Source organism: Salmonella sp. HY31, from assembly GCF_042604575.1.
Lineage (GTDB): Bacteria > Pseudomonadota > Gammaproteobacteria > Enterobacterales > Enterobacteriaceae > Salmonella > Salmonella diarizonae.
In genome coordinates this window covers 1,611,331-1,631,689 of the sequence record NZ_CP170479.1, presented here as the reverse complement: position 1 = coordinate 1,631,689, position 20,359 = coordinate 1,611,331, and the positions used below count along the sequence as shown (strand labels likewise).

Here is a 20,359-nt window from a genome sequence, read left to right as displayed (position 1 = left end):
TTCTTTGAACTGTTGCATAAAAATATGAATTCGTGAGTACGATCACTTAAACGCCCCGCCGCGACCTGCTACCTGCCGTTTTAGTGCATAAAAAACAGGCAATACTTCCTGGTTCGTAAAAGAGCGTCTAAAGTTAAACCGGGACCGCGCGAGCAAGGGTGAAACGATGGCGCTTTACACAATTGGTGAAGTGGCTTTGCTTTGTGATATCAATCCTGTCACGTTGCGCGCGTGGCAGAGACGTTATGGACTTTTAAAACCACAGCGAACGGATGGCGGTCACCGCCTGTTTAACGATGCCGATATCGACAGAATCCGCGAAATCAAGCGCTGGATAGATAACGGCGTTCAGGTCAGCAAAGTCAAAGTGCTGCTCAGTAGCGACAGTAGCGAGCAACCTAACGGCTGGCGCGAACAGCAGGAGATCCTGCTGCACTACCTGCAAAGCAGTAATCTGCACAGTTTACGGTTATGGGTCAAAGAACGCGGTCAGGATTATCCAGCCCAAACATTGACCACTAACCTGTTCGTCCCGCTGCGGCGACGACTACAGTGCCAACAACCCGCCCTTCAGGCGCTGCTCGGCATTCTTGACGGTATCCTGATCAACTATATTGCGCTTTGCCTGGCGTCTGCGCGTAAGAAACAGGGAAAAGATGCGCTGGTGATCGGCTGGAATATCCATGACACCACTCGTCTGTGGCTGGAAGGTTGGGTCGCCAGCCAACAGGGATGGCGTATCGACGTGCTGGCGCACTCGCTTAGCCAGCTCCGCCCGGAACTGTTTGACGGCAAGACGCTACTGGTATGGTGCGGAGAAAACCAGACGCTGGCGCAACAGCAGCAGCTCTCGGCATGGCGCGCCCAGGGACGCGACATTCATTCCCTTGGCGCTTAAACAGCAGCTAACAAATTTGCTTTAATGTATACTCCTTTTATTAACATAAGGAGTACATAATGCGCATGGCGAAAATCGGGGTGATCGCACTTTTCCTGCTAATGGCTATCGGCGGTATCGGCGGCGTGATGCTGGCAGGTTACAGCTTTATTTTGCGTGCCGGGTAAGCGCGCTCGTCAGCCTTTCAAACAGGCGATCGATAATGATCGCCGCCAGCGCCACCAGCACCGCCCCCTGGATAACATAGGCCGTATTAAATCCGCTAAGCCCGATAATGATCGGCGTGCCTAACGTACTGACCCCCACCGTTGAAGCGATGGTCGCCGTACCAATATTGATGATCACCGAGGTTCGGATGCCCGCCAGAATCACCGGCGCGGCCAGCGGCAGCTCAACCTGATATAACTGTTGGCGACGGCTCATTCCCATACCGCTGGCAACGCTCATCACGCTGGCAGGCACCGCGCCCAGTCCTGCCAGGGTCGCCTGCAGGATGGGCAACACCCCATACAGGATCAAGGCAATAATTGCCGGTTGCTGACCAAAACCCATGACGGGTACCGCGATCGCCAGCACCGCGACCGGCGGAAAGGTCTGGCCGACGGCGGCGATAGTCTCCACCAGGGGACGAAACTCTTTCCCACTTTCTCGCGTGACCGCAATCCCTGCGCCGACACCCGCCACGATGGCAAACAGACTTGAGATGCCCACCAACCAGAAATGGGCGAGCGCGAGGGCGGCAAAACTCTCCTGTTGGTAGACCGGGCGCGGCAAATCGGGAAACAGCGCGCCGAAGAGCGGCTGGCTATAAGGCAATCCAAACAGCAGAAGCAAGAACAGAACAATAAGCCAGAGAAGCGGATCACACAGTCGTTTCACGGGGGGACGTCTCCGAAAGCAGATCGCGGAAATGGAGCGTACCGCAGGGCTCGCCCTGCTGATTCACCACCGGCAGGACGTCGCACCGACGGGCGACAAACATCGATAGCGCATCGCGTAGCGTCATCTCTTCCACCAGCCCGTCGCCGCTGAGCTGTTCATGCCGGCGTACATAATCGCCTACGCTACGTAACGAAAGCAGTCTTACGCCCAGCTCGCTGCGGCCAAAAAACGCCTGCACGAAATCATTTTCCGGCGAGGTCAGCATAGAAAGCGGCGATCCCTGTTGGATAACGTTGCCGCCGTCCATCAGCACCAGATGGTCGGCGAGGCGTAACGCCTCGTCGATATCGTGCGTCACCAGTACGATGGTGCGTCCCAGCAGTCGATGGATACGAGTCATTTCCTGCTGTAATGCGCCGCGCGTCACCGGATCAAGCGCGCCGAAAGGTTCGTCCATCAGCAACACCTGCGGATCGGCAGCCAACGCGCGCGCGACGCCGACCCGCTGCTGTTGCCCGCCGGAAAGCTGATGCGGATAGCGATCGCGCAGCGCGCTTTCCAGACCTAATAATGCCATCAGTTCGTCAATACGATCGTTAATCCGCGCACGCGACCACTTTTGTAGTTGCGGCACGGTGGCGATATTTTGCGCCACCGTCCAGTGGGGAAAAAGGCCGATAGACTGAATGGCATAGCCCATGCGACGGCGCAGCTCAAGCACCGGCAGGCTGCGGATCTCTTCTCCGGCAAAACGGATCGTTCCGCTATCATGCTCTACCAGTCGGTTAATCATCTTCAGCGTGGTCGATTTCCCCGAACCGGAGGTACCAATCAACACCGAAAAGCTGCCTTCGCTAAAGTGCAAATTGAGGTCGCTGACTGCCTGTTGATCGCCGAAGGTTTTACTGACATGGTTAAATTCAATCATCGGTTGCTCCCTTCAGAAACGCGATCCCTAAATCAAACAGCGCGTCGATCACTACCGCCAGCGCAATCACCGGAATGACGCCCAACAAGACTAAATCAATGGCGCTGCTCAATAGCCCCTGAAACACCAGCGCGCCGAAGCCTCCCGCGCCAATCAGCGCGGCGACGACGGCCATTCCCACTGTCTGTACCATTACAACCCGCAGGCTACGTAAAAAGACCGGCAGCGCCAGCGGCAGTTGCACATGCCTGAAGCGCTGACCGCTGCTCATCCCCATCGCTCTTGCGCTCTCCAGCGCATCGCGCGGCACCTGGTTGAGCCCGGCGACCACACCGCGCACCAGCGGCAATAACGCATAGAGCACCAGCGCTATCAGCGCAGGCGTCATGCCGGTTCCCGCGACGCCGAATGTGGCAAGCCACGGAAACTGTTTCACCAGTCCGGCCAACGGCGCAATCAGCAGGCCAAACAGCGCAACGGAAGGAATGGTCTGGATCACATTCAGTACGGTAAACACCGGCCCCTGGCGCGAGGCGGAAAAATAACACCAGACGCCCAACGGCAGCCCGATCGCCAGCGCCGGCAGCACCGTGCCCGCCAGTAACATCAAATGTTGCACCAGCGCGGCATCGAAAACATCCTGGCGATTGGTATACTCTTTCAGAAGCGAGAGGTTGTCGAACGTGCCTGAAAACAGCAGCGCCAGCGGTACAATGACAATTTGCGCGTGCAGCAACCAGCGCCACAGCGGCCCAACGGTAATACGGCGGATCGCATCGCTACAGGCCAGCAGCGTCAGACCGAGGCCGAGCCACAATCCGCTTCCCAGACTGGTGCGCGCCAGCGGACTGCCCTCCTGCGCCAACTGCGTCGCCGCCCTGCCGACGCCCCACAGCATGATAATGAAGAGCGTCTGCGCCACTATCAGCGTCAGTACGCTGCCGCGTTTACCGGGAACAAAGCACAGCGTAAACAGCGCGCATCCCGCGCCGGTCAGCATCCAGATGGTCGCCGGCCAGATCTCCCATAACTGGCGTCCCTCGCCGCTCACCAGACGATTCGGGGCGTAATTAATGAAAGGCAGCGCGACAGCAAGCAGGGTCAGAACAACCAACAGCAACAGCACACGATTAACCGTGATTTTGGCAACGTCACTCACAGATTACTTCACCCACCCTTTTTGTCGGAGGTAATCTGCGGCGACTTTTTTCGCATCCAGTCCTTCTACGGCGATTTTGGCGTTCAACTGTTGCAGCGTTTTCTCATCAAGGCTGGCGAAAACGGGTTGCAGCCAGTCGGCTATCTGCGGATAGGCCTGCAATACCGATTCACGCACTACCGGCGCGGGCGCATAGATAGGCTGGACGCCTTTCGGGTCGCTCAGGGTTTGCAGACCCAGCGCGGCGACCGGGCCGTCGGTACCATACGCCATCGCGGCGTTAACGCCGGATGTTTGTTGCGCGGCGGCTTTGATCGTTACCGCCGTATCGCCGCCCGCCAGCGACAATAGCTGGTTCTGATTCAAGGTAAAATCATAGGCTTTTTCAAATGCCGGTAGCGCATCCGCCCGTTCGATAAATTCCGCAGACGCCGCCAGTTTAAAAGTGCCGCCCTCTTTCAGATAACGGCTGAGATCGGCAAGCGAGGAGAGTTTATTTTTTTCAGCGATGTCCTGGCGTACCGCTATGGTCCAGGTGTTGTTTGCCGGCGCAGGCGTCAACCAGACCAGCTTATTCTGCTCCGCATCCTGTTTTTTGACTTTCTCAAAGCCTTGCTTTGCATTCTTCCATGCCGGATCGTTTTCATCTTTAAAAAAGAACGCCCCGTTACCGGTGTATTCCGGATAGATATCCAGCTCTCCGGCGGTAATTGCGCCACGAACGACTGGCGTCGTCCCGAGCTGAATTTTATTGACCGTTTTAACGCCGTGGCCTTCCAGTACCTGCAAAATCATGTTGCCGAGCAGCGCGCCTTCGGTATCAATCTTTGACCCGACCGTCACGGGCGATGCCGCCTGTAGAGGTAAACTCACCGTCGCCAGCAACGCCAGCGAACTTACCCATAGCTTTGTGATCGTCATGATGCTTTCCTCATCCTTTTACGGCCTTTTTCAGAGACTTGAGAAAAAAGCATAGCTGAAAAGTCTGCGTTTAACCTGGGATTTTCCGGCAGGTTAAGTGACGTGGCTGGCAATAAAAGGGTGGCCAGGAAAAGACATTGCCAAACAGGACGCTGATATCGCGCCCTGTTGACGGCAGGCTTACAGTAGTTCGAACGTTCCCTGTTTAACGCGAGCGGAATCCACACCGATAAAGACGTTGAACTTGCCGGGTTCCGCGTCATATTTCATCTGCTGATTCCAGAACTTCAACGCGTCGATATCAATCGGGAAACTCACGGTTTTACTTTCGCCAGGCTTGAGGGTGATTTTTTCAAAGCCTTTTAACTGTTTCACCGGGCGGCTCATCGACGCCGTGACATCCTGTAAATACATCTGGATGACCGTTGCCCCTTCGCGTTTACCGGTATTCGTGACCTCTACGCTGGCCGTGACGTTGCCGTCGCGTTTCATTGTCGGCGCGGAGAGCGTAACGTCAGACACCGTAAATGTGGTGTAGCTCAGACCGTAACCAAACGGATAGAGCGGGCCATTCGCTTCGTCAAAATACCGTGAGGTATATTTGTTTGGCTTTTCAGGATTATACGGGCGTCCCGTATTGAGATGGCTGTAATAGACCGGAATTTGTCCCACCGAACGCGGGAAGGACATCGGCAGTTTGCCTGACGGGTTGTAATCGCCAAACAGCACATCGGCAATGGCGTTGCCGCCTTCCGTCCCAGCAAACCAGGTCTCCAGAATCGCATCGGCCTGTTGATCTTCTTTTACCAGCGCCAGCGGTCTGCCGTTCATTAATACCAGTACCAGCGGCTTACCGGTGGCTTTCAGAGCGGTGATTAAGTCGCGCTGACTCTGTGGAATGGTGATATCGGTACGGCTGGAGGCTTCATGCGCCATCCCCTGCGACTCGCCTACTACCGCGACCACTACATCGGCCTGTTTCGCCGCCTGCACCGCCTCATCAATCATCGCCTGCGGTGAGCGCGGATCGATTTTCACCGCCTCTTCATACAGGTTTAAGAAATCGACGATGCCTTTATCATTAGTGATATTAGCCCCTTTGGCATAGAGGATCTTCGCCCCATCGCCGACGGCATTCTGAATACCCGCCAGCACCGTCACCGACTGATCCGCGACGCCAGCAGCAGACCAGCTTCCCATTACATCACGTTGGCTGTCGGCCAGCGGCCCAACAACGGCAATGGTGCCCGATTTTTTCAGCGGCAGCGTTTCCAGCCGGTTTTTCAGCAGCACCACACTTTCCCGCGCCACCTCCCGCGCCTCTTTACGATGCAGGCGGCTTTCGGCATTGGTGTCCGCTGGGTCGCTATCTTTCGGCCCCAGATGACTGTACGGGTCGTTAAACAATCCCATGTCATATTTTACGTTGAGCACATGGCGCGTCGCGTCGTCCAGTTCCGCCATCGTCACTTTGCCCGACTTAATCAGTCCCGGCAGATATTTGCTGTAATACTCATCAGCCATGCTCATATCCACCCCTGACTTCAGCGCCACGCGCACTGCGTCTTCCGGGTCGGCCGCCGTACCGTGTTTAATCAGTTCCTTAATAGCGCCGTGGTCGGAAACGGTAATTCCCTTAAAGCCCCACTCATTGCGCAGGACATCTTTCAATAGCCAGGAATCTGACGTCGCAGGCGTGCCGTTCAGCGAGTTCAGCGCCACCATCACTGCGCCGCTCCCTGCATCCAGCCCCGCTTTGTACGGCGGCATGTAGTCATTAAACAGACGCTGGGAACTCATATCCACGGTGTTGTATTCTTTACCGCCTTCAACGGCGCCATAGGCGGCAAAATGTTTCACGCTGGTCATCACCGAGTAGCGGTCCGCCGGGCTTTTGCCCTGCATCGCTTTCACCATGGTTTCGCCCATGATGGAGGTTAACCAGGTGTCTTCACCAAAGCCTTCGGAGGCGCGCCCCCAACGCGGATCGCGGGAGACATCCACCATCGGCGCCCAGGTCATATTCAGGCCGTCGTCCGCCGCTTCATACGCCGATACGCGTCCTACGGTTCTTACCGCATCCAGATTAAAAGAAGAAGCCAGACCGAGGCTTATCGGAAAGACGGTTCGCTGACCGTGTACCACGTCATAGGCAAAAAAGAGAGGGATTTTCAGGCGGCTCAACGCCATCACCTGATCCTGCATTTGACGGATATCCTGACGGGTGACGGTATTGAAAATCGCCCCGACCTGCCCCTCTTTGATCATCTCGCGAATCGCTTCTTTCGGGTTATCAGGGCCGACGCTAATCAGACGTAACTGACCAATTTTTTCATCGACAGTCATTTTCTTGAGTAAATCGGTGACGAACGCGTCGCGCGCTTCGGGCGTCAGCGGGTGATTGCCAAACAGGTTTTCCGCCAATGCTGGCTGCATCGCCAGACTCACAGCAACACCTACTGAACATAACCATTTCATGTTGAGTCTCTCTTTATCTTTATCCCGACGAGGCGGTAAAAACAGAATAAAAACCGCAGTTTGCCATAAGCCTAAACGCGAGAGGAGAAGAAAGCGAAGGTTATTCTCTTAATTTTCGCACAGCCGGATACGCAACCACCGGCAAATGGTATCAAGGCGGCAAATGAATGCCGCCAACACAGAGACAATTTGAATGAGAAAGCGTATTGTCATACAAAGCGCTATGCTTAACGCTGATATTTTGTCCCACCACAAGGAGTGGAGAATGTCTTCTATGACAATGACTGATAATAAAACGTTCCTGAATGAGCTGGCCCGCCTGGTCGGCCATTCTCACCTGCTGACAGACCCCGCAAAAACCGCCCGCTATCGCAAGGGATTCCGTTCCGGTCAGGGCAATGCGCTGGCCGTTGTTTTCCCTGGTTCATTACTGGAACTGTGGCGTGTGCTCAACGCCTGCGTTAACGCTGACAAAATTATTCTGATGCAGGCCGCCAACACGGGTCTGACGGAAGGCTCCACGCCGAACGGCAATGACTACGATCGCGATATTGTGATTATCAGCACTCAGCGGCTGGATAAGCTGCACTTACTGGATAGCGGCCAACAGGTTCTGGCCTGGCCCGGTACGACGCTCTATTCGCTGGAAAAAGCGCTTAAACCGCTGGGCCGCGAACCGCACTCGGTGATTGGTTCGTCGTGTATCGGCGCGTCGGTCATCGGCGGCATCTGTAATAACTCCGGCGGCTCGCTGGTGCAGCGCGGCCCAGCCTATACCGAGATGTCGCTCTTTGCCCGTATTGACGAGCAAGGCAAACTGCAACTGGTCAATCATCTGGGTATCGATCTTGGGCATACGCCGGAGCAGATCCTGAGCAAGCTGGATGACGAACGGATTAAAGATGAGGATGTGCGCCACGATGGTCGTCATGCGCACGATCACGACTACGTGACGCGGGTACGAGATATCAACGCCGATACGCCCGCCCGCTATAACGCCGACCCGGACCGTTTGTTTGAATCTTCCGGCTGCGCCGGAAAACTGGCGGTTTTTGCCGTTCGCCTTGATACCTTTGCAGCGGAAAAAAATCAGCAGGTTTTTTATATCGGCACCAATCAGCCCGCGGTACTGACTGAAATTCGTCGGCATATTCTGGCGAACTTCAACAATCTGCCGGTAGCGGGAGAATATATGCATCGCGATATCTACGATATTGCGGAGCAGTACGGTAAAGATACCTTTCTGATGATCGATAAACTCGGCACCGACAAGATGCCGTTCTTTTTCACGCTAAAAGGCCGAACCGATGCGATGCTGGAAAAAGTAAAATTTTTCCGTCCGCATTTCACCGACCGCGCGATGCAGAAATTCGGCCATCTGTTTCCCAGCCATCTGCCGCCGCGGATGAAAAAATGGCGCGATAAATATGAGCATCATCTGCTGTTAAAAATGGCGGGAGACGGCGTCGCAGAAGCGCAACGCTGGCTGAATGAATTTTTTAAATCCGCGGAGGGCGATTTCTTCGCCTGTACGCCGGAAGAAGGCAACAAAGCCTTCCTGCACCGCTTCGCCGCGGCTGGCGCGGCGATTCGTTATCAGGCCGTACACGCCGATGAAGTGGAAGATATCCTGGCGCTGGATATCGCCTTGCGCCGCAACGATACCGACTGGTTCGAGCATCTGCCGCCGGAAATCGACAGCCAACTGGTACATAAACTCTATTACGGCCACTTTATGTGCCACGTTTTTCATCAGGACTATATCGTGAAGAAAGGCGTCGACGTCCATGCACTGAAAGCGCAAATGCTGAAGCTGCTGCAAGCGCGCGGGGCGCAATACCCGGCGGAGCACAACGTTGGACATCTGTATAAAGCGCCGGAAACGCTGACGCGTTTTTATCGGCAAAATGACCCGACCAACAGTATGAACCCCGGTATCGGCAAAACGAGTAAGCGGAAATTCTGGCAGGAAAATACGCCCGACGAGACGCATTAATACTGAGCGGTTTACCGTGAATGCCCGGCGTCTGCCGGGCCTACGGCGACTTAATCGTTCTGTGCGGTTTGCGCCCCGGCATTGGCGCTGGCTGCTGCCATTTGCGCGGCTTTTTGCTTTTTATAGCTCAGCGCGGCAGCCGGAACGGGCATGACTTTACCGGTTTCAATCCATGTACGCAGGCGACTGGCGTCCGCAAAGTGGGTATATTTGCCGAACGCATCCATGACCACCAGCGCGACCGGTTTGTTATTGATCACGGTACGCATCACCAGGCAATGCCCCGCCGCATTGGTAAAGCCGGTTTTCGTTAACTGGATATTCCAGTTATCACGGTAGACCAAATGGTTGGTATTGCGAAACGGCAGCGTATACGCCGGATGCGAGAATGTCGCCATGTCTTCGCGCGTGGTGCTTAGCTGCCCAATCAGCGGGTATTGCTTCGTGGCAATCAGCAGTTTTGTTAAATCCCGCGCGGTCGAGACGTTATGAATCGACAACCCCGTCGGCTCAACGAAGCGGGTATGCGTCATGCCCAACGCTTTCGCCTTCGCATTCATCGCTTTAATAAACGCGTTATAACCGCCAGGATAATAGTGCGCCAGGCTTGCCGCCGCACGGTTTTCGGATGACATCAACGCCAGCAGCAACATATTTTTGCGGCTAATTTCGCTGTTCAGGCGCACGCGGGAGTAAACCCCTTTCATCTCCGGCGTCTGGCTGATATCGACCTTCAGTATTTCATCCAACGGCAATCGCGCGTCGTAACGCACACCGCCTGAGCTGAGATTTTACTCAAGCTAGCAGTGGCATCATAGCGGCACGCCAGCGTTGCCGCTACAGAAGAATCGTCAGCAAATGCTGCATTGCTGGCTTTTACGCCAGCCCTTTTTCGTATCAGAACAGGCGGTAGCCGTATCCCCACAGGATCACGGTGATTGCCAGTAGCACCTCCAGGACCAGTACGCCGATAGCGAGCGTCGAACTGGAGAAGCTTAATCCTTCCTCCTTATTAATGTTGAGGAAGGTCGGGATACCCAGATACAGCAAATAGCCGGTGTAAAAGAGCGCTACGGCGCCGACCAGAGCGCATAGCCATACCAGCGGATAGAGCGCTACCAGCCCGCTTAAAAAAAGCGGCGTCGCGACATAGCCGGCAAAAACCATACAGCGCGCAAGCGATGGCCGTTGCGGATAGTTTCGCGCCATCCACCAGATGACGCGTCCCATCACCGCGACACCCGCCAGCATCACGCCGTAGAACAAGACCGCCAGCGCAAGACCGGTAAACAGCGAGAGTTGTAACACATTACCGTCGCCAAAATTCCAGCCGATTTGCGTCGTGCCGATAAAGGCGCAGACGACGGGAATCGCCGCCATCAGCAAAACATGGTGCGTATAGTGATGCGAAACGGTTTCGTTTTCTCTTTTGATCACCTTCATTTCCCGATCGGGATGTGAAAAAAGTCCCCATACATGGTTCATACTGCCCCCTTCTGATGACTCAGATGTCAGTATGTTCAAGTATAATTCAGTTTCTGGTTATTTTATGAACAATAAAGAAATAGTCTCCGGCAAAACGTCGGCTTTGCCGCGCACACCTCTTGCCAGGGTGTATGCTTAATGCCGGAGGTGGTTTACGCATGGATATCAACACGCTTATTACGCATTATGGCTATGCGGCGCTGGTTATCGGCAGTATGGCCGAAGGTGAAACCGTTACCCTGTTGGGAGGCGTCGCGGCGCATCAGGGGCTGCTCAAGTTTCCGCTGGTGGTGGTGGCTGTCGCGCTGGGAGGGATGATGGGCGATCAGCTACTTTACCTGTTGGGACGATGCTATGGCGGGAAGATCCTGCGTCGTTTCCCCCGTTATCATACTAAGATTGGTCACGCGCAGAAAATGATCCAACGCCATCCGTATCTGTTTGTGATCGGCACGCGTTTTATGTATGGATTTCGGGTGGTTGGCCCGCTGCTGATTGGCGCCAGCCGCCTGCCGCCTAAAATTTTTCTGCCGCTGAATATTGTAGGCGCGCTGGTCTGGGCGCTGCTGTTTACCACGCTGGGATATCTTGGCGGCGAGGTGATCGCGCCATGGCTGCACGACCTCGATCAGCATCTCAGACACGGGGTCTGGCTGATTCTGGCCGTCGTACTGGTAGTGGGCGTGCGCTGGTGGCTGAAAAGACGCGGCAAAGCAGAGGCCCGTTAAACCGATGGTATCCGGATGGCATAACGCCGCCATCCGGCCCCCGGCGTTTATTTTGCGTTGAATTGCGGATTCGCCAGCATAAACCCGCCGTCGACAATCAGCGACTGACCGGTGGTATAGCTTGCGCCTTCCGAACACAGCCAGGCGACGAGGCTGGCTATTTCATGCGTAGAGCCCGGTCGGGCGATAGGGATCGAAGGTTCCGATCCCGGCTCGATGTCGCTGTCATCCATATCGTTCATCGGCGTGGCGATAGCGCCTGGCGCGACGGCGTTGACCAAAATATGATGCTCAATCAGTTCCAGCGCCATGGATTTAGTCAATCCGCCCAGCGCATGTTTCGCCGCGGTATAGGCGCTGGCTTCCGGAAGCGGCGTATGCTCATGGACGGAGGTGATGTTGATAATGCGCCCTCCCTCTCCTTGTTTAATCATATGCCGGGCGGCGATCTGCGCACAGAGAAACGCGCCGTCGACATCCACGGTAAAAATTTGCCGCCACTGCGTAAACGGCATATCAATAAACGCGGATTTGGTCATCGCCCCGGCATTATTGACCAGCACATCAACGCGCCCCAGACGCTGGATAAGATGCTCAATGGCCTGCGCGCCCTCGGGCAACTGGCTCAGGTCAAGATGAATGGTCTCTGCCCGCACGCCAAATTGCGCCGCTTTTTTCGCCGTCTCCTGCGCGCCGCGTTGATCGGAATGCCAGGTGATACCAATATCAAAACCGTTTTGCGCTAATAACAACGCACACGTTTTGCCAATTCCCGAATCTGATGCCGTTACAATTGCAACTTTGGTCATATTCCTCTCCGGATGAATCATACACAGCCTAAGTATAGGAACCCTGTCTGAATCATCCGGAAAAATCAGGAATGATAACCGCCGCCCAGCGCGCTGGTAAGCTGAATGGAAGCGTCCAGCCACTGGCCCTGCAACAACAAGCCGTTACACTGCTCGCGCAGTGCCGGGATTTTGGCCTCGCTCACGCGGGAACCCGCGATAACGCCGGCATTAAAGCGCGCTTGCGCCAGACCGACCACACGCTGCGCATCATGCTCAATCTGCTGCTGATGCTGATTTTTCTGCGCCAGCGTTTCCACCTGACTGGCGGTGCGCGCCACATCATTAACCGCATCTACCACCGCTTTGTTGTAGTTGGCGATAGAAAGGTTACTTTGCGCTTTGGTCATATCGAGGTTGGCATTCAGCCTGCCGCTGTCGAAAATCGGCAGCGTCAGCCCGCCGGTAATGCCATATTGCTGTGCGGAATGGCGGAACAGATCGCTCAGATGTAACGCATCCTGTTGTAAAAAAGCCATCAGATTGATATCGGGATAAAACGCTGCCTTCGCCGCGTTAATGCTGCTTAACGAGGATTCAATATACCAGTGCGCAGCCTGCAAATCCGCTCGACGCGCCAGCAGCGAATAGCCCAACTGCGACGGTAGCTGGCTTTCAACGGCGGGGAGACTCATCTGACGCAGTTTTAGGGCCGCCGATTGCGTATTGGTTAACGCGCTGAGCCGCGCCTCAATGACCTTCATTTTACCGTTGACGTCATTCAACTGCTGCTGGGTTTTACTGGCGTCGATATCGGTTTCAACCCCCTCGACGGAAGAGGTAATCCCGTGTTGATACAACTCCCGGTTTACCGCCACCACGTTTTGCTGCTCATGCTCGATTTGCGTCAGCATATTTTTCAACGCCGCCTGCGTTTGCCACTCCCAGTAGAGTCGCGCCACACCGCTTGCCAGCAGTTGCCGGGTCTGTTCCTGCTCCGCTTCGCGCGCTTTGACCGCCCCGATCCGCGCGGTAACTTCAGCGCGGTTTTTCCCCCATAAATCCAGATCCCAGCCCGCCGTCAGACCGAATGTGCCGTTGGTATACCACGGCCCGGTCGTTCCCGCGGCGGGATCGGTAATCGCGAATGGCCCCATCAGCCCTTCCGCGGACATTCGCTGGCGCTCAATGTCGGCAGAAAAGTCGAGTTGCGGACCGTCCTGCGCCTCAACCGCTTTGGCCTGCGCTTCCGCCAGTTGAATACGCTGTTCAGCCACCTGCATATCCGGCGAATGCTGTATGGCATTATCAATCAGCGCGTCAAGCTGCGCGTCGTGATACGCCTTCCACCACTGGCTATCCGGCCAACCATTTTTCAACGCCGCCGGCAGGCTGGAATCAACATGAGAAGAGGGCGTTTGCTGGGTCAGCGACTGACGGGTATCATGCATGGGGGCGCAGCCCGCCAGCAAAATAAAAAGCGGCAAGCTCGCTGTCGCGGCAAGGAAAGGATTACGATTCATGGAGGTGTTCTGATAAAAAAAGGTACGCAGAGAGTACGTCTTACGGCGATCTATTTTTTAGTTACGCGTGGCAATACATCATCAGACAATAAAAGATATATTTCGAAATTTATATGATTAGCAAATAATTTCATCTGATACATTTTTTGATATGATATTTCAATGCAAAGTCCCACTAACCCGTTAATAAATGAACGATTTTACTGCAATACGCGCCAGCAGCCTTCATGAGTTAAACGTCGCCGCGCCCAACGAGGCAGCAGATGGCTTAATACTTTCCTATACTTTGTTTGTATTTACCAATAAAGGGACAAACAATGAAAATTCTTCTATGGGCAATCTTAATTATTTTTCTGATTGGGCTGTTGGTGGTAACGGGCGTATTTAAGATGATTTTCTGATGCCTGCGCCGGGGAGCGATAATGTCTGCCCGGCACACTTTCTGGACGCTGTAAAGATTAGATTTTAATAGCCTGAATCGCCCGCGCAATCTCGGACGAACGGTTTAACGCCCGAATCGACTGAAAGAGTTCCGTCGCCTCGATATATTCCTTACGTAGATATCCCAGCCACTGTTTAATACGCGCGACATGATACAGACCGGTATCGCCCTGCTTTTCCAGTCGGGTATATTTTTGTAATAACGCAACCACTTCCGGCCACGGCATACGCGGTTCGTTATACTTCACCACCCGGCTCAGGTTAGGAATATTTAACGCCCCGCGGCCAATCATCACCGCATCACAGCTGCTGGTCGCCATACATGCCTGCGCGCTCTGCCAGTCCCAAATTTCGCCATTAGCGATAACCGGAATAGTCAGACGCTGGCGTATTTCGCCGATCGCCTGCCAGTCGATATGCTCGGCGCGGTAGCCCTGCGCTTTGGTACGGCCATGCACCACCAGTTCACTGGCGCCGGCCTGCTGCACCGCATCGGCGATTTCAAATTTTCTATCGCCGCTATCCCAACCGAGGCGCACCTTTACCGTCACCGGCAGATGCGACGGCACCGCGGCCCGCATCGCTTTCGCGCCCTGATAGATGAGCTCGGGATCTTTGAGCAATGTCGCGCCGCCGCCGCTGCCGTTCACCACTTTTGACGGACAGCCGCAGTTCAGGTCCACGCCATACGATCCCAACGCCGCCGCCCGCGCGGCGTTTTCCGCCAGCCACTGCGGATGCTGGCCCAGAAGCTGAATACGCACCGGCGTGCCGGAGGGCGTGCGGCTGGCGTGAAGCAACTCCGGGCAGATGCGATGAAACACTTTTACCGGCAGAAGCTGATCCACCACGCGCACAAATTCGGTGATGCAGAGATCGTAATCATTCACTTCGGTCAGCAGCTCGCGCACTAACGCGTCGAGCACGCCTTCCATCGGCGCCAGTAAAACCCGCATATCGGTATCCACAGCAAAAAAAGAGGCGCTATCATAACGCCTCTCTGCGATGAGCAAAACTTTTTGCCGGATGGCGGCGCAAACGCCACGCTACGTCACGTAAAAGTGCTCAGCGCGGCTCAAGACAGTTATCTTCTTTCCAGCCGTACAGCCATTCGATACCGCGATAAAACGCCTCCTGCGATTTCCCTTTCCACAACAGATTACGCACCTGACGCTGCACCCCGGCGGCGTGATAGAGACGCCCCATCTCTCGGGTAGACCAGACGATACGCGCCGTGCGGGGAATACGCACCGACTCATACAGCGCAAATGCCTGCTGCGCGTCGCCATCGCAGCGTTCCAGCGCTTTGCCCAGCGTGACGGCGTCTTCCAGCGCCATACAGGCGCCCTGGGCCATATATTGCGCCACCGGATGCGCGGCGTCGCCCACCAGGGTAATACGCTCGGTTCCCCATTTCGCGACCGGCTCACGATCGGCGGTCGACCAGCGGCGCCAGGAGGTCGGCTTATCCAGCATCTGACGCCGGCGGGGATGAATACCGGCAAAATAAGAGAGCACCTCTTCTTTACTGCCGTCTTTCACGCCCCACTCTTCTTGCTGGCGGCTGTGGAATGTCACCACCAGATTGTACTGTTGACCTCCGCGCAGCGGATAATGGACCAGGTGACAATGCGGGCCTGCCCACAGTACTGGCGCGTTAATACGTAAATCTTCCGGCATATCGTTGCAATCAATCACCGCCCGATAGACTACATGCCCCGTTACGCGCGGCGCGTCGCCGAGTAAACTTTGCCGCACTACCGATTTAACACCGTCGCAGCCCACGAGAATATCCGCCGTCCAGCTATTGCCCTGCTCATCAAACACCGTAACATCATCCGGCGTCTGGCGGATATCGACAATATGGGTCGAGGTACGATACTCCACACCAGGGTGCGTCAGCGCCGCTTCCCATACCGTTGCATGAATATCTACCCGGTGAATTACCGCATACGGCCCGCCAAAATGGTCGCGGAACGCCTGTCCGGTTTCAATGCGTACCACTTCTTCGGCATTCACGGCATCCATCATAGTAATGTGATCGGTAAACACCGCACGCTGGCGGGCAACATCGCCCACACCGAGACTATCCAGTGCCGAAAAAGCGTTCGGCCCAAGCTGAATACCCGCGCCAATCTCGCCAATTTCGTGCGCTTTTTCCAGCAGCATGACTTTTATTCCCTGGCGCGCCAGCGACAGCGCGGTCGCCGCGCCACCGATTCCGCCACCTACAATAATTGCGCTTGTCACGTTAGTCATGATCATTCTCCTTTTCAGGCCGGGATTTTATCTTGTTGATTTTCCGGCGCGGCGGCAATAAACGCCGGTAGCTGCACGCAGGCGTCATAAACGGCTTTGCAGCGCGAATAGGCTGACAAATCACAGCCCATCCTGAGCGCATTCGCCCACTGAGGAATCAGGCAGCAGTCCGCAAGACCCGGCGCGTCGCCCACGCAGAATGTTCCGGGCTGACTTTTACGCAATAGCTGCTCCACCGCGCTTAACCCTTGCTGTATCCAGTGGGCATACCAGCGTTTTTTCTGCTCTTCGCTAACCTTCATCTCATCGGCCAGGTAGCGCAACACGCGCAAGTTATTAATCGGATGAATATCGCAGGCGATGGTGTAGACAATTTCCAGCGCGTGGCTGCGCGCCGGATCGCTCGTCGGCAGCAGCGGCGTTTGCGGAAAATGTCGGTCCAGCCAGTCGACGATGGCCAGCGATTGCCCCAACGATTCGCCGTCATCAGTGACCAGCGTCGGCACCAGGCCTACCGGGTTCATCCGTCGGTAGGCCAGCGCATTCTGCTGACCGATACGAATATTGACGCCCACCGTCTGGTAATCGATCCCCTTTAACGCCAGCGCAATACGTACGCGATAAGACGCCAAACTATTAAAGAAACTGTACAGCTTCATCGTTCACCTCAAACAATTTTCACAACAATGGGCGTCAGACCTTTCACGTTCCCGGTGATGACATCCCCTTTCACCACCGCGCCCCCCCCCTCTGGCGTACCGGTGAAAATCAAATCGCCTGGCTGCAATTCAAAGAAGCCGGATAAATAGCTGATGGTTTCATTCACCGACCAAATCAGATGGCGAATATCGCTGCGCTGATGGTCCTCGCCGTTAACCTGTAGCCAAATAGGGGCATTATCCACATTATGCGTTTCAGCGGCTTTGTGTAATGGCGCAACAGGCGCGGAGAGATCGAACGCTTTACCAATTTCCCACGGGCGTCCCATCTGGCGCATTTCCATCTGACGATCGCGACGCGTCATGTCCAGACCGGTGGCGTATCCCCAGACATATTCATGGGCTTTTTCCAGCGGAATATCGCTCCCCTTTTTACCAATCGCCACCACCAGCTCAATTTCATAATGGTAGTTATCGGTCTGCGCCGGATACGGCAGTTCCAGGGTGTTTCCCGCCGCTACCGGGACGACAGCGTCCGCCGGTTTACAAAAGAAGAACGGCGGTTCGCGATCGGGATCAAAGCCCATTTCGCGGGCATAGGCGGCATAGTTGCGACCCACGCAGTAAACGCGACGTACCGGAAACTGCTCATCACTGCCCGCTACCGGTACAGTCACCGGCGCCTGCGGCTGGAATACATATTTGGTCATGTTCTCTCTCCCTAATTAATAACGTGCTTCACGGAACAGCCCCAGGGCTTCCTGAGCCGGCTTGTCCGAAAAGCTGAATAACACCGTGTCTTCGCTGCTGCGAAACGACACCTCATGCCAGGTTGGCGCCACAAAAATGTCTTTTGCGGAAAAATGAAAGGTTTCGTTGCCGATAGTGACTTGCCCTGCCCCTTCAACGACGTGGTAGATAGTGCTGTCGGTGCTCCGCGCCACATGCGAGGCAAAGCCTTTTGGCAACAGTTGCAAGAACGCGCCCATCGACGGCATCGGATAACCGCCGGTAACGGGATTAACGTAACGTAGCTTGTAACCTTCCCACTCATCAGGATCGCCCATACGGATCAGATCGTGCAGCGCCTCGCGACTGCGGTCGTAGCGGTAGTTGAAAATCGGCGACGAGTTCCCGCGCTGGTGGCGCAGCGGCAGCATATTCGCCGCATAGCACGGCAGATAATCGCCCTCTTTTCGCGTCACCGGCTGCTGATCTTCGGGATAGTCTTCCGCAAAACCACAGCCCAAAAGGTTGACTAACGGCAGATCCAGACCATCCAGCCATATCACCGGATCTGACCCCGGATTACCATGATCGTGCCAGCGCCACTGCGGCGTCAGGATAAAATCGCCGCTATGCGATGCCGACCCTGCATCTGAATATTGAAGAGAAAGTAATGACGCCGCTGCTGCACGATCTGCTTGTCGGCCAGGTGGATGTGGTGGTAGGCCGTGTAGGCGGACGCGCCCTGCAACTGCCGCTTAATTATCAGGTACTTTATACCGAGCCGGTCTGCTTTGTGGCGCGTCCGCACCATCCGCTGGTCGCGCGAGCACAGATCGCCTGGAGCGCACTGGCGCACTGGCGCACTGGCGGTGGATAGTCTGGCCAACCGGCACCCCTATTCGCATCAGTATTGATAACGCCCTCGTCGATAACGGCGTAATGCTCCCGGAAAACACCATTGAATCGGCGTCAATGAACGTCAGCACCAATTTGCTGCAAAGCAGCGATATGATCTCTATTCTTTCTTTACGGCTGGCGCAACGCTATGCCAGCCAGGGGCAACTGGCGATTTTAAACTTGCCAAAAATTGAGCAAAAAGGCAGCGTAGGGATGTTCTGGCGTAAGAATGAGACGCCCTCTTTGGCCCTGAGTCGCTTTTTATATTTTTTAGCCCAGGTTTAACGCCGCCGACCAGGAGTATTGCCCAATGTTCCTGCTGTCTATACCCACTATGCTAAGAATTCATGATGTGATCGGTAGCACGTTTTAACGTTTAATTGTATGATGAATCTATCTCATCAAGGGCTTTAAACATGAGTAAGTCACTGAATATTATCTGGCAATATATACGCGCTTTTGTATTGATTTATGCCTGTCTGTACGCAGGCATTTTCCTTGCATCGCTGCTTCCTATCACTATTCCCGGCAGCATTATCGGGATGTTAATTCTGTTTGTTTTGCTGGCGCTGCAAATTCTGCCGGCAAAATGGGTTAACCCCGGCTGTTATGTGCTAATTCGTTATATGGCGCTGCTGTTTGTGCCGATTGGCGTCGGGGTCATGCAATATTTTGATTTACTGCGCGCGCAATTCGGCCCGGTGGTGGTCTCTTGCGCTATCAGTACGCTGGTCGTTTTTGTGGTCGTGAGCTGGAGCTCACACCTGATACACGGTGAACGTAAAGTGGTTGGGCAGAAAGGATCGAAAAAATGATGGCATATATCTGGTGGTCGTTACCGCTGACGCTGGCGGTATTTTTCGCCGCTCGCAGACTGGCGGCGCATTTTAAAATGCCGTTGCTGAACCCGTTGCTGGTGGCAATGGTAGTTATTATTCCTTTTCTGTTGCTGACCGGTATTCCCTACGATCACTACTTCAAAGGCAGCGAAGTACTTAATGATCTGCTGCAACCGGCGGTGGTAGCGCTGGCCTATCCCCTTTATGAACAGTTGCACCAGATTCGCGCGCGCTGGAAATCCATTATTAGTATCTGTTTTCTCGGTAGCATGGTAGCGATGATTACCGGGACATCCGTCGCGTTGCTGATGGGTGCAACGCCTGAAATCGCGGCATCGGTGCTACCTAAATCCGTTACTACACCTATCGCGATGGCGGTGGGTGGCAGCATCGGCGGCATCCCCGCGATCAGCGCGGTATGCGTGATTTTTGTCGGTATTCTGGGCGCGGTATTTGGTCACACGCTGTTAAACGCGATGCACATCCGTACTAAAGCCGCGCGCGGGCTGGCGATGGGTACCGCCTCGCATGCGCTTGGTACCGCGCGCTGCGCCGAGCTGGATTACCAGGAAGGCGCGTTTAGCTCCCTGGCGCTGGTAATCTGCGGCATTATTACCTCGCTGGCAGCACCGTTTTTGTTTCCGCTCATTCTGGCGGTAATGCGCTAACGACGGGACAAAAGACTGGGTTAAAATTTGCGATGCGTCGCGCATTTTTCATTTAAGTTTCACAAGTTGCATAAGCAATGA

General features: G+C 55.0%; 19 protein-coding genes and 3 pseudogenes. 8 read left to right on the top strand and 14 right to left on the bottom strand.

Going from position 1 to position 20,359, the window contains the following annotated elements; all coding sequences use genetic code 11:
• Nucleotides 1-166: 166 nt before the first annotated feature.
• Both mlrA and ACE15A_RS07540 read left to right on the top strand, forming a co-directional pair.
• Nucleotides 167-898, top strand: a complete 732-nt coding sequence (gene mlrA / locus ACE15A_RS07545; RefSeq protein ID WP_063390616.1) for an HTH-type transcriptional regulator MlrA — start codon at nucleotides 167-169, stop codon at nucleotides 896-898.
• Between the two features lie 59 nt (nucleotides 899-957).
• A complete protein-coding gene (locus tag ACE15A_RS07540; RefSeq protein WP_053510429.1) occupies nucleotides 958-1,065 on the top strand; it encodes a protein YohO in 108 nt (35 codons plus the stop codon).
• Here ACE15A_RS07540 and ACE15A_RS07535 read toward each other — a convergent pair.
• The 5 genes from ACE15A_RS07535 to bglX form a co-directional block, all read right to left on the bottom strand.
• The gene (locus ACE15A_RS07535) at nucleotides 1,046-1,777 is read right to left on the bottom strand and encodes an ABC transporter permease (protein WP_064055882.1); all 732 of its coding nucleotides are present in this window, start codon (nucleotides 1,775-1,777) and stop codon (nucleotides 1,046-1,048) included. The genes ACE15A_RS07540 and ACE15A_RS07535 overlap by 20 nt on opposite strands.
• Nucleotides 1,761-2,708, bottom strand: coding sequence for an ABC transporter ATP-binding protein (locus ACE15A_RS07530; RefSeq protein ID WP_053510431.1), 948 nt, complete (start codon nucleotides 2,706-2,708; stop codon nucleotides 1,761-1,763). The genes ACE15A_RS07535 and ACE15A_RS07530 overlap by 17 nt, the downstream gene beginning before the upstream one ends.
• On the bottom strand, nucleotides 2,701-3,867 hold the full coding sequence (locus ACE15A_RS07525) for an ABC transporter permease (protein ID WP_053510432.1): 1,167 nt from the start codon (nucleotides 3,865-3,867) through the stop codon (nucleotides 2,701-2,703). Before ACE15A_RS07525 ends, ACE15A_RS07530 begins: the two co-directional genes overlap by 8 nt.
• A gap of 3 nt (nucleotides 3,868-3,870) precedes the next feature.
• Nucleotides 3,871-4,788, bottom strand: coding sequence for an ABC transporter substrate-binding protein (locus ACE15A_RS07520; RefSeq protein WP_023248301.1), 918 nt, complete (start codon nucleotides 4,786-4,788; stop codon nucleotides 3,871-3,873).
• Between the two features lie 180 nt (nucleotides 4,789-4,968).
• On the bottom strand, nucleotides 4,969-7,266 hold the full coding sequence (gene bglX, locus ACE15A_RS07515) for a beta-glucosidase BglX (RefSeq protein ID WP_053510434.1): 2,298 nt from the start codon (nucleotides 7,264-7,266) through the stop codon (nucleotides 4,969-4,971).
• A gap of 265 nt (nucleotides 7,267-7,531) precedes the next feature.
• Here bglX and dld point away from each other — a divergent pair, with 265 nt between their 5' ends.
• Nucleotides 7,532-9,262, top strand: coding sequence for a D-lactate dehydrogenase (gene dld / locus ACE15A_RS07510; RefSeq protein WP_053510435.1), 1,731 nt, complete (start codon nucleotides 7,532-7,534; stop codon nucleotides 9,260-9,262).
• Nucleotides 9,263-9,312: 50 nt separating this feature from the next.
• On the opposite strand, the pseudogene pbpG reads toward dld, so the two are convergent.
• Nucleotides 9,313-10,035, bottom strand: a pseudogene (gene pbpG / locus ACE15A_RS07505) (D-alanyl-D-alanine endopeptidase); the annotation flags it as partial.
• 124 nt (nucleotides 10,036-10,159) lie between these two features.
• The gene (locus tag ACE15A_RS07500; RefSeq protein ID WP_053510436.1) at nucleotides 10,160-10,747 is read right to left on the bottom strand and encodes a Yip1 family protein; all 588 of its coding nucleotides are present in this window, start codon (nucleotides 10,745-10,747) and stop codon (nucleotides 10,160-10,162) included.
• Nucleotides 10,748-10,905: 158 nt separating this feature from the next.
• Here ACE15A_RS07500 and ACE15A_RS07495 point away from each other — a divergent pair, with 158 nt between their 5' ends.
• Nucleotides 10,906-11,475: a DedA family protein gene (locus ACE15A_RS07495; protein ID WP_023248306.1), complete on the top strand. Its 570-nt coding sequence runs from the start codon at nucleotides 10,906-10,908 to the stop codon at nucleotides 11,473-11,475.
• A 47-nt stretch (nucleotides 11,476-11,522) separates the two neighbouring features.
• On the opposite strand, the gene ACE15A_RS07490 is transcribed toward ACE15A_RS07495, so the two are convergent.
• Both ACE15A_RS07490 and mdtQ read right to left on the bottom strand, forming a co-directional pair.
• A complete protein-coding gene (locus ACE15A_RS07490) occupies nucleotides 11,523-12,284 on the bottom strand; it encodes an SDR family oxidoreductase (RefSeq protein WP_023248307.1) in 762 nt (253 codons plus the stop codon).
• 65 nt (nucleotides 12,285-12,349) lie between these two features.
• Entirely contained in the window at nucleotides 12,350-13,786 is a 1,437-nt protein-coding gene (gene mdtQ, locus ACE15A_RS07485; protein ID WP_053510437.1) for a multidrug resistance outer membrane protein MdtQ, read from the bottom strand.
• 317 nt (nucleotides 13,787-14,103) lie between these two features.
• Between mdtQ and yohP the strand changes: the two genes are divergently transcribed.
• Entirely contained in the window at nucleotides 14,104-14,187 is an 84-nt protein-coding gene (yohP, locus tag ACE15A_RS07480) for a small membrane protein YohP (protein ID WP_000698460.1), read from the top strand.
• Nucleotides 14,188-14,244: 57 nt separating this feature from the next.
• Here the strand turns inward: yohP and dusC are convergent, their stop codons facing one another.
• From dusC to ACE15A_RS07455, 5 genes and pseudogenes are all read right to left on the bottom strand, one after another.
• Nucleotides 14,245-15,183: a tRNA dihydrouridine(16) synthase DusC gene (gene dusC, locus ACE15A_RS07475; RefSeq protein WP_053510439.1), complete on the bottom strand. Its 939-nt coding sequence runs from the start codon at nucleotides 15,181-15,183 to the stop codon at nucleotides 14,245-14,247.
• A 109-nt stretch (nucleotides 15,184-15,292) separates the two neighbouring features.
• Nucleotides 15,293-16,486: a 3-hydroxybenzoate 6-monooxygenase gene (locus ACE15A_RS07470; RefSeq protein ID WP_064055881.1), complete on the bottom strand. Its 1,194-nt coding sequence runs from the start codon at nucleotides 16,484-16,486 to the stop codon at nucleotides 15,293-15,295.
• A 14-nt stretch (nucleotides 16,487-16,500) separates the two neighbouring features.
• Nucleotides 16,501-17,145 (bottom strand): maleylacetoacetate isomerase, encoded by a 645-nt coding sequence (gene maiA / locus ACE15A_RS07465; protein WP_053510441.1) that lies wholly within the window; start codon nucleotides 17,143-17,145, stop codon nucleotides 16,501-16,503.
• An 8-nt stretch (nucleotides 17,146-17,153) separates the two neighbouring features.
• Nucleotides 17,154-17,855 (bottom strand): fumarylacetoacetate hydrolase family protein, encoded by a 702-nt coding sequence (locus ACE15A_RS07460; protein WP_226302788.1) that lies wholly within the window; start codon nucleotides 17,853-17,855, stop codon nucleotides 17,154-17,156.
• A gap of 15 nt (nucleotides 17,856-17,870) precedes the next feature.
• A pseudogene (locus ACE15A_RS07455) lies at nucleotides 17,871-18,506 on the bottom strand (gentisate 1,2-dioxygenase); the annotation flags it as partial.
• 2 nt (nucleotides 18,507-18,508) lie between these two features.
• On the opposite strand from ACE15A_RS07455, the pseudogene ACE15A_RS07450 reads away from it, so the two are divergent.
• The 3 genes and pseudogenes from ACE15A_RS07450 to ACE15A_RS07440 all read left to right on the top strand — a co-directional run.
• Nucleotides 18,509-19,056: pseudogene (locus tag ACE15A_RS07450) on the top strand (LysR substrate-binding domain-containing protein); the annotation flags it as partial.
• Between the two features lie 131 nt (nucleotides 19,057-19,187).
• On the top strand, nucleotides 19,188-19,586 hold the full coding sequence (locus ACE15A_RS07445) for a CidA/LrgA family protein (RefSeq protein WP_023248316.1): 399 nt from the start codon (nucleotides 19,188-19,190) through the stop codon (nucleotides 19,584-19,586).
• Nucleotides 19,583-20,278: a CidB/LrgB family autolysis modulator gene (locus tag ACE15A_RS07440; RefSeq protein ID WP_023248317.1), complete on the top strand. Its 696-nt coding sequence runs from the start codon at nucleotides 19,583-19,585 to the stop codon at nucleotides 20,276-20,278. Before ACE15A_RS07445 ends, ACE15A_RS07440 begins: the two co-directional genes overlap by 4 nt.
• Nucleotides 20,279-20,359: the final 81 nt, after the last annotated feature.

Bases quoted from the DNA above. Each gene is read 5' to 3' on its own strand.
- dusC (WP_053510439.1), bottom strand. From the start codon at position 15,183: ATGCGGGTTTTACTGGCGCCGATGGAAGGCGTGCTCGACGCGTTAGTG.
- maiA (WP_053510441.1), bottom strand. From the start codon at position 17,145: ATGAAGCTGTACAGTTTCTTTAATAGTTTGGCGTCTTATCGCGTACGT.
- ACE15A_RS07440 (WP_023248317.1), top strand. From the start codon at position 19,583: ATGATGGCATATATCTGGTGGTCGTTACCGCTGACGCTGGCGGTATTT.
- ACE15A_RS07500 (WP_053510436.1), bottom strand. From the start codon at position 10,747: ATGAACCATGTATGGGGACTTTTTTCACATCCCGATCGGGAAATGAAG.
- mdtQ (WP_053510437.1), bottom strand. From the start codon at position 13,786: ATGAATCGTAATCCTTTCCTTGCCGCGACAGCGAGCTTGCCGCTTTTT.
- ACE15A_RS07460 (WP_226302788.1), bottom strand. From the start codon at position 17,855: ATGACCAAATATGTATTCCAGCCGCAGGCGCCGGTGACTGTACCGGTA.
- ACE15A_RS07490 (WP_023248307.1), bottom strand. From the start codon at position 12,284: ATGACCAAAGTTGCAATTGTAACGGCATCAGATTCGGGAATTGGCAAA.
- ACE15A_RS07540 (WP_053510429.1), top strand. From the start codon at position 958: ATGCGCATGGCGAAAATCGGGGTGATCGCACTTTTCCTGCTAATGGCT.
- dld (WP_053510435.1), top strand. From the start codon at position 7,532: ATGTCTTCTATGACAATGACTGATAATAAAACGTTCCTGAATGAGCTG.
- ACE15A_RS07470 (WP_064055881.1), bottom strand. From the start codon at position 16,486: ATGACTAACGTGACAAGCGCAATTATTGTAGGTGGCGGAATCGGTGGC.
- bglX (WP_053510434.1), bottom strand. From the start codon at position 7,266: ATGAAATGGTTATGTTCAGTAGGTGTTGCTGTGAGTCTGGCGATGCAG.
- ACE15A_RS07445 (WP_023248316.1), top strand. From the start codon at position 19,188: ATGAGTAAGTCACTGAATATTATCTGGCAATATATACGCGCTTTTGTA.
- mlrA (WP_063390616.1), top strand. From the start codon at position 167: ATGGCGCTTTACACAATTGGTGAAGTGGCTTTGCTTTGTGATATCAAT.
- ACE15A_RS07530 (WP_053510431.1), bottom strand. From the start codon at position 2,708: ATGATTGAATTTAACCATGTCAGTAAAACCTTCGGCGATCAACAGGCA.
- ACE15A_RS07495 (WP_023248306.1), top strand. From the start codon at position 10,906: ATGGATATCAACACGCTTATTACGCATTATGGCTATGCGGCGCTGGTT.
- ACE15A_RS07520 (WP_023248301.1), bottom strand. From the start codon at position 4,788: ATGACGATCACAAAGCTATGGGTAAGTTCGCTGGCGTTGCTGGCGACG.
- yohP (WP_000698460.1), top strand. From the start codon at position 14,104: ATGAAAATTCTTCTATGGGCAATCTTAATTATTTTTCTGATTGGGCTG.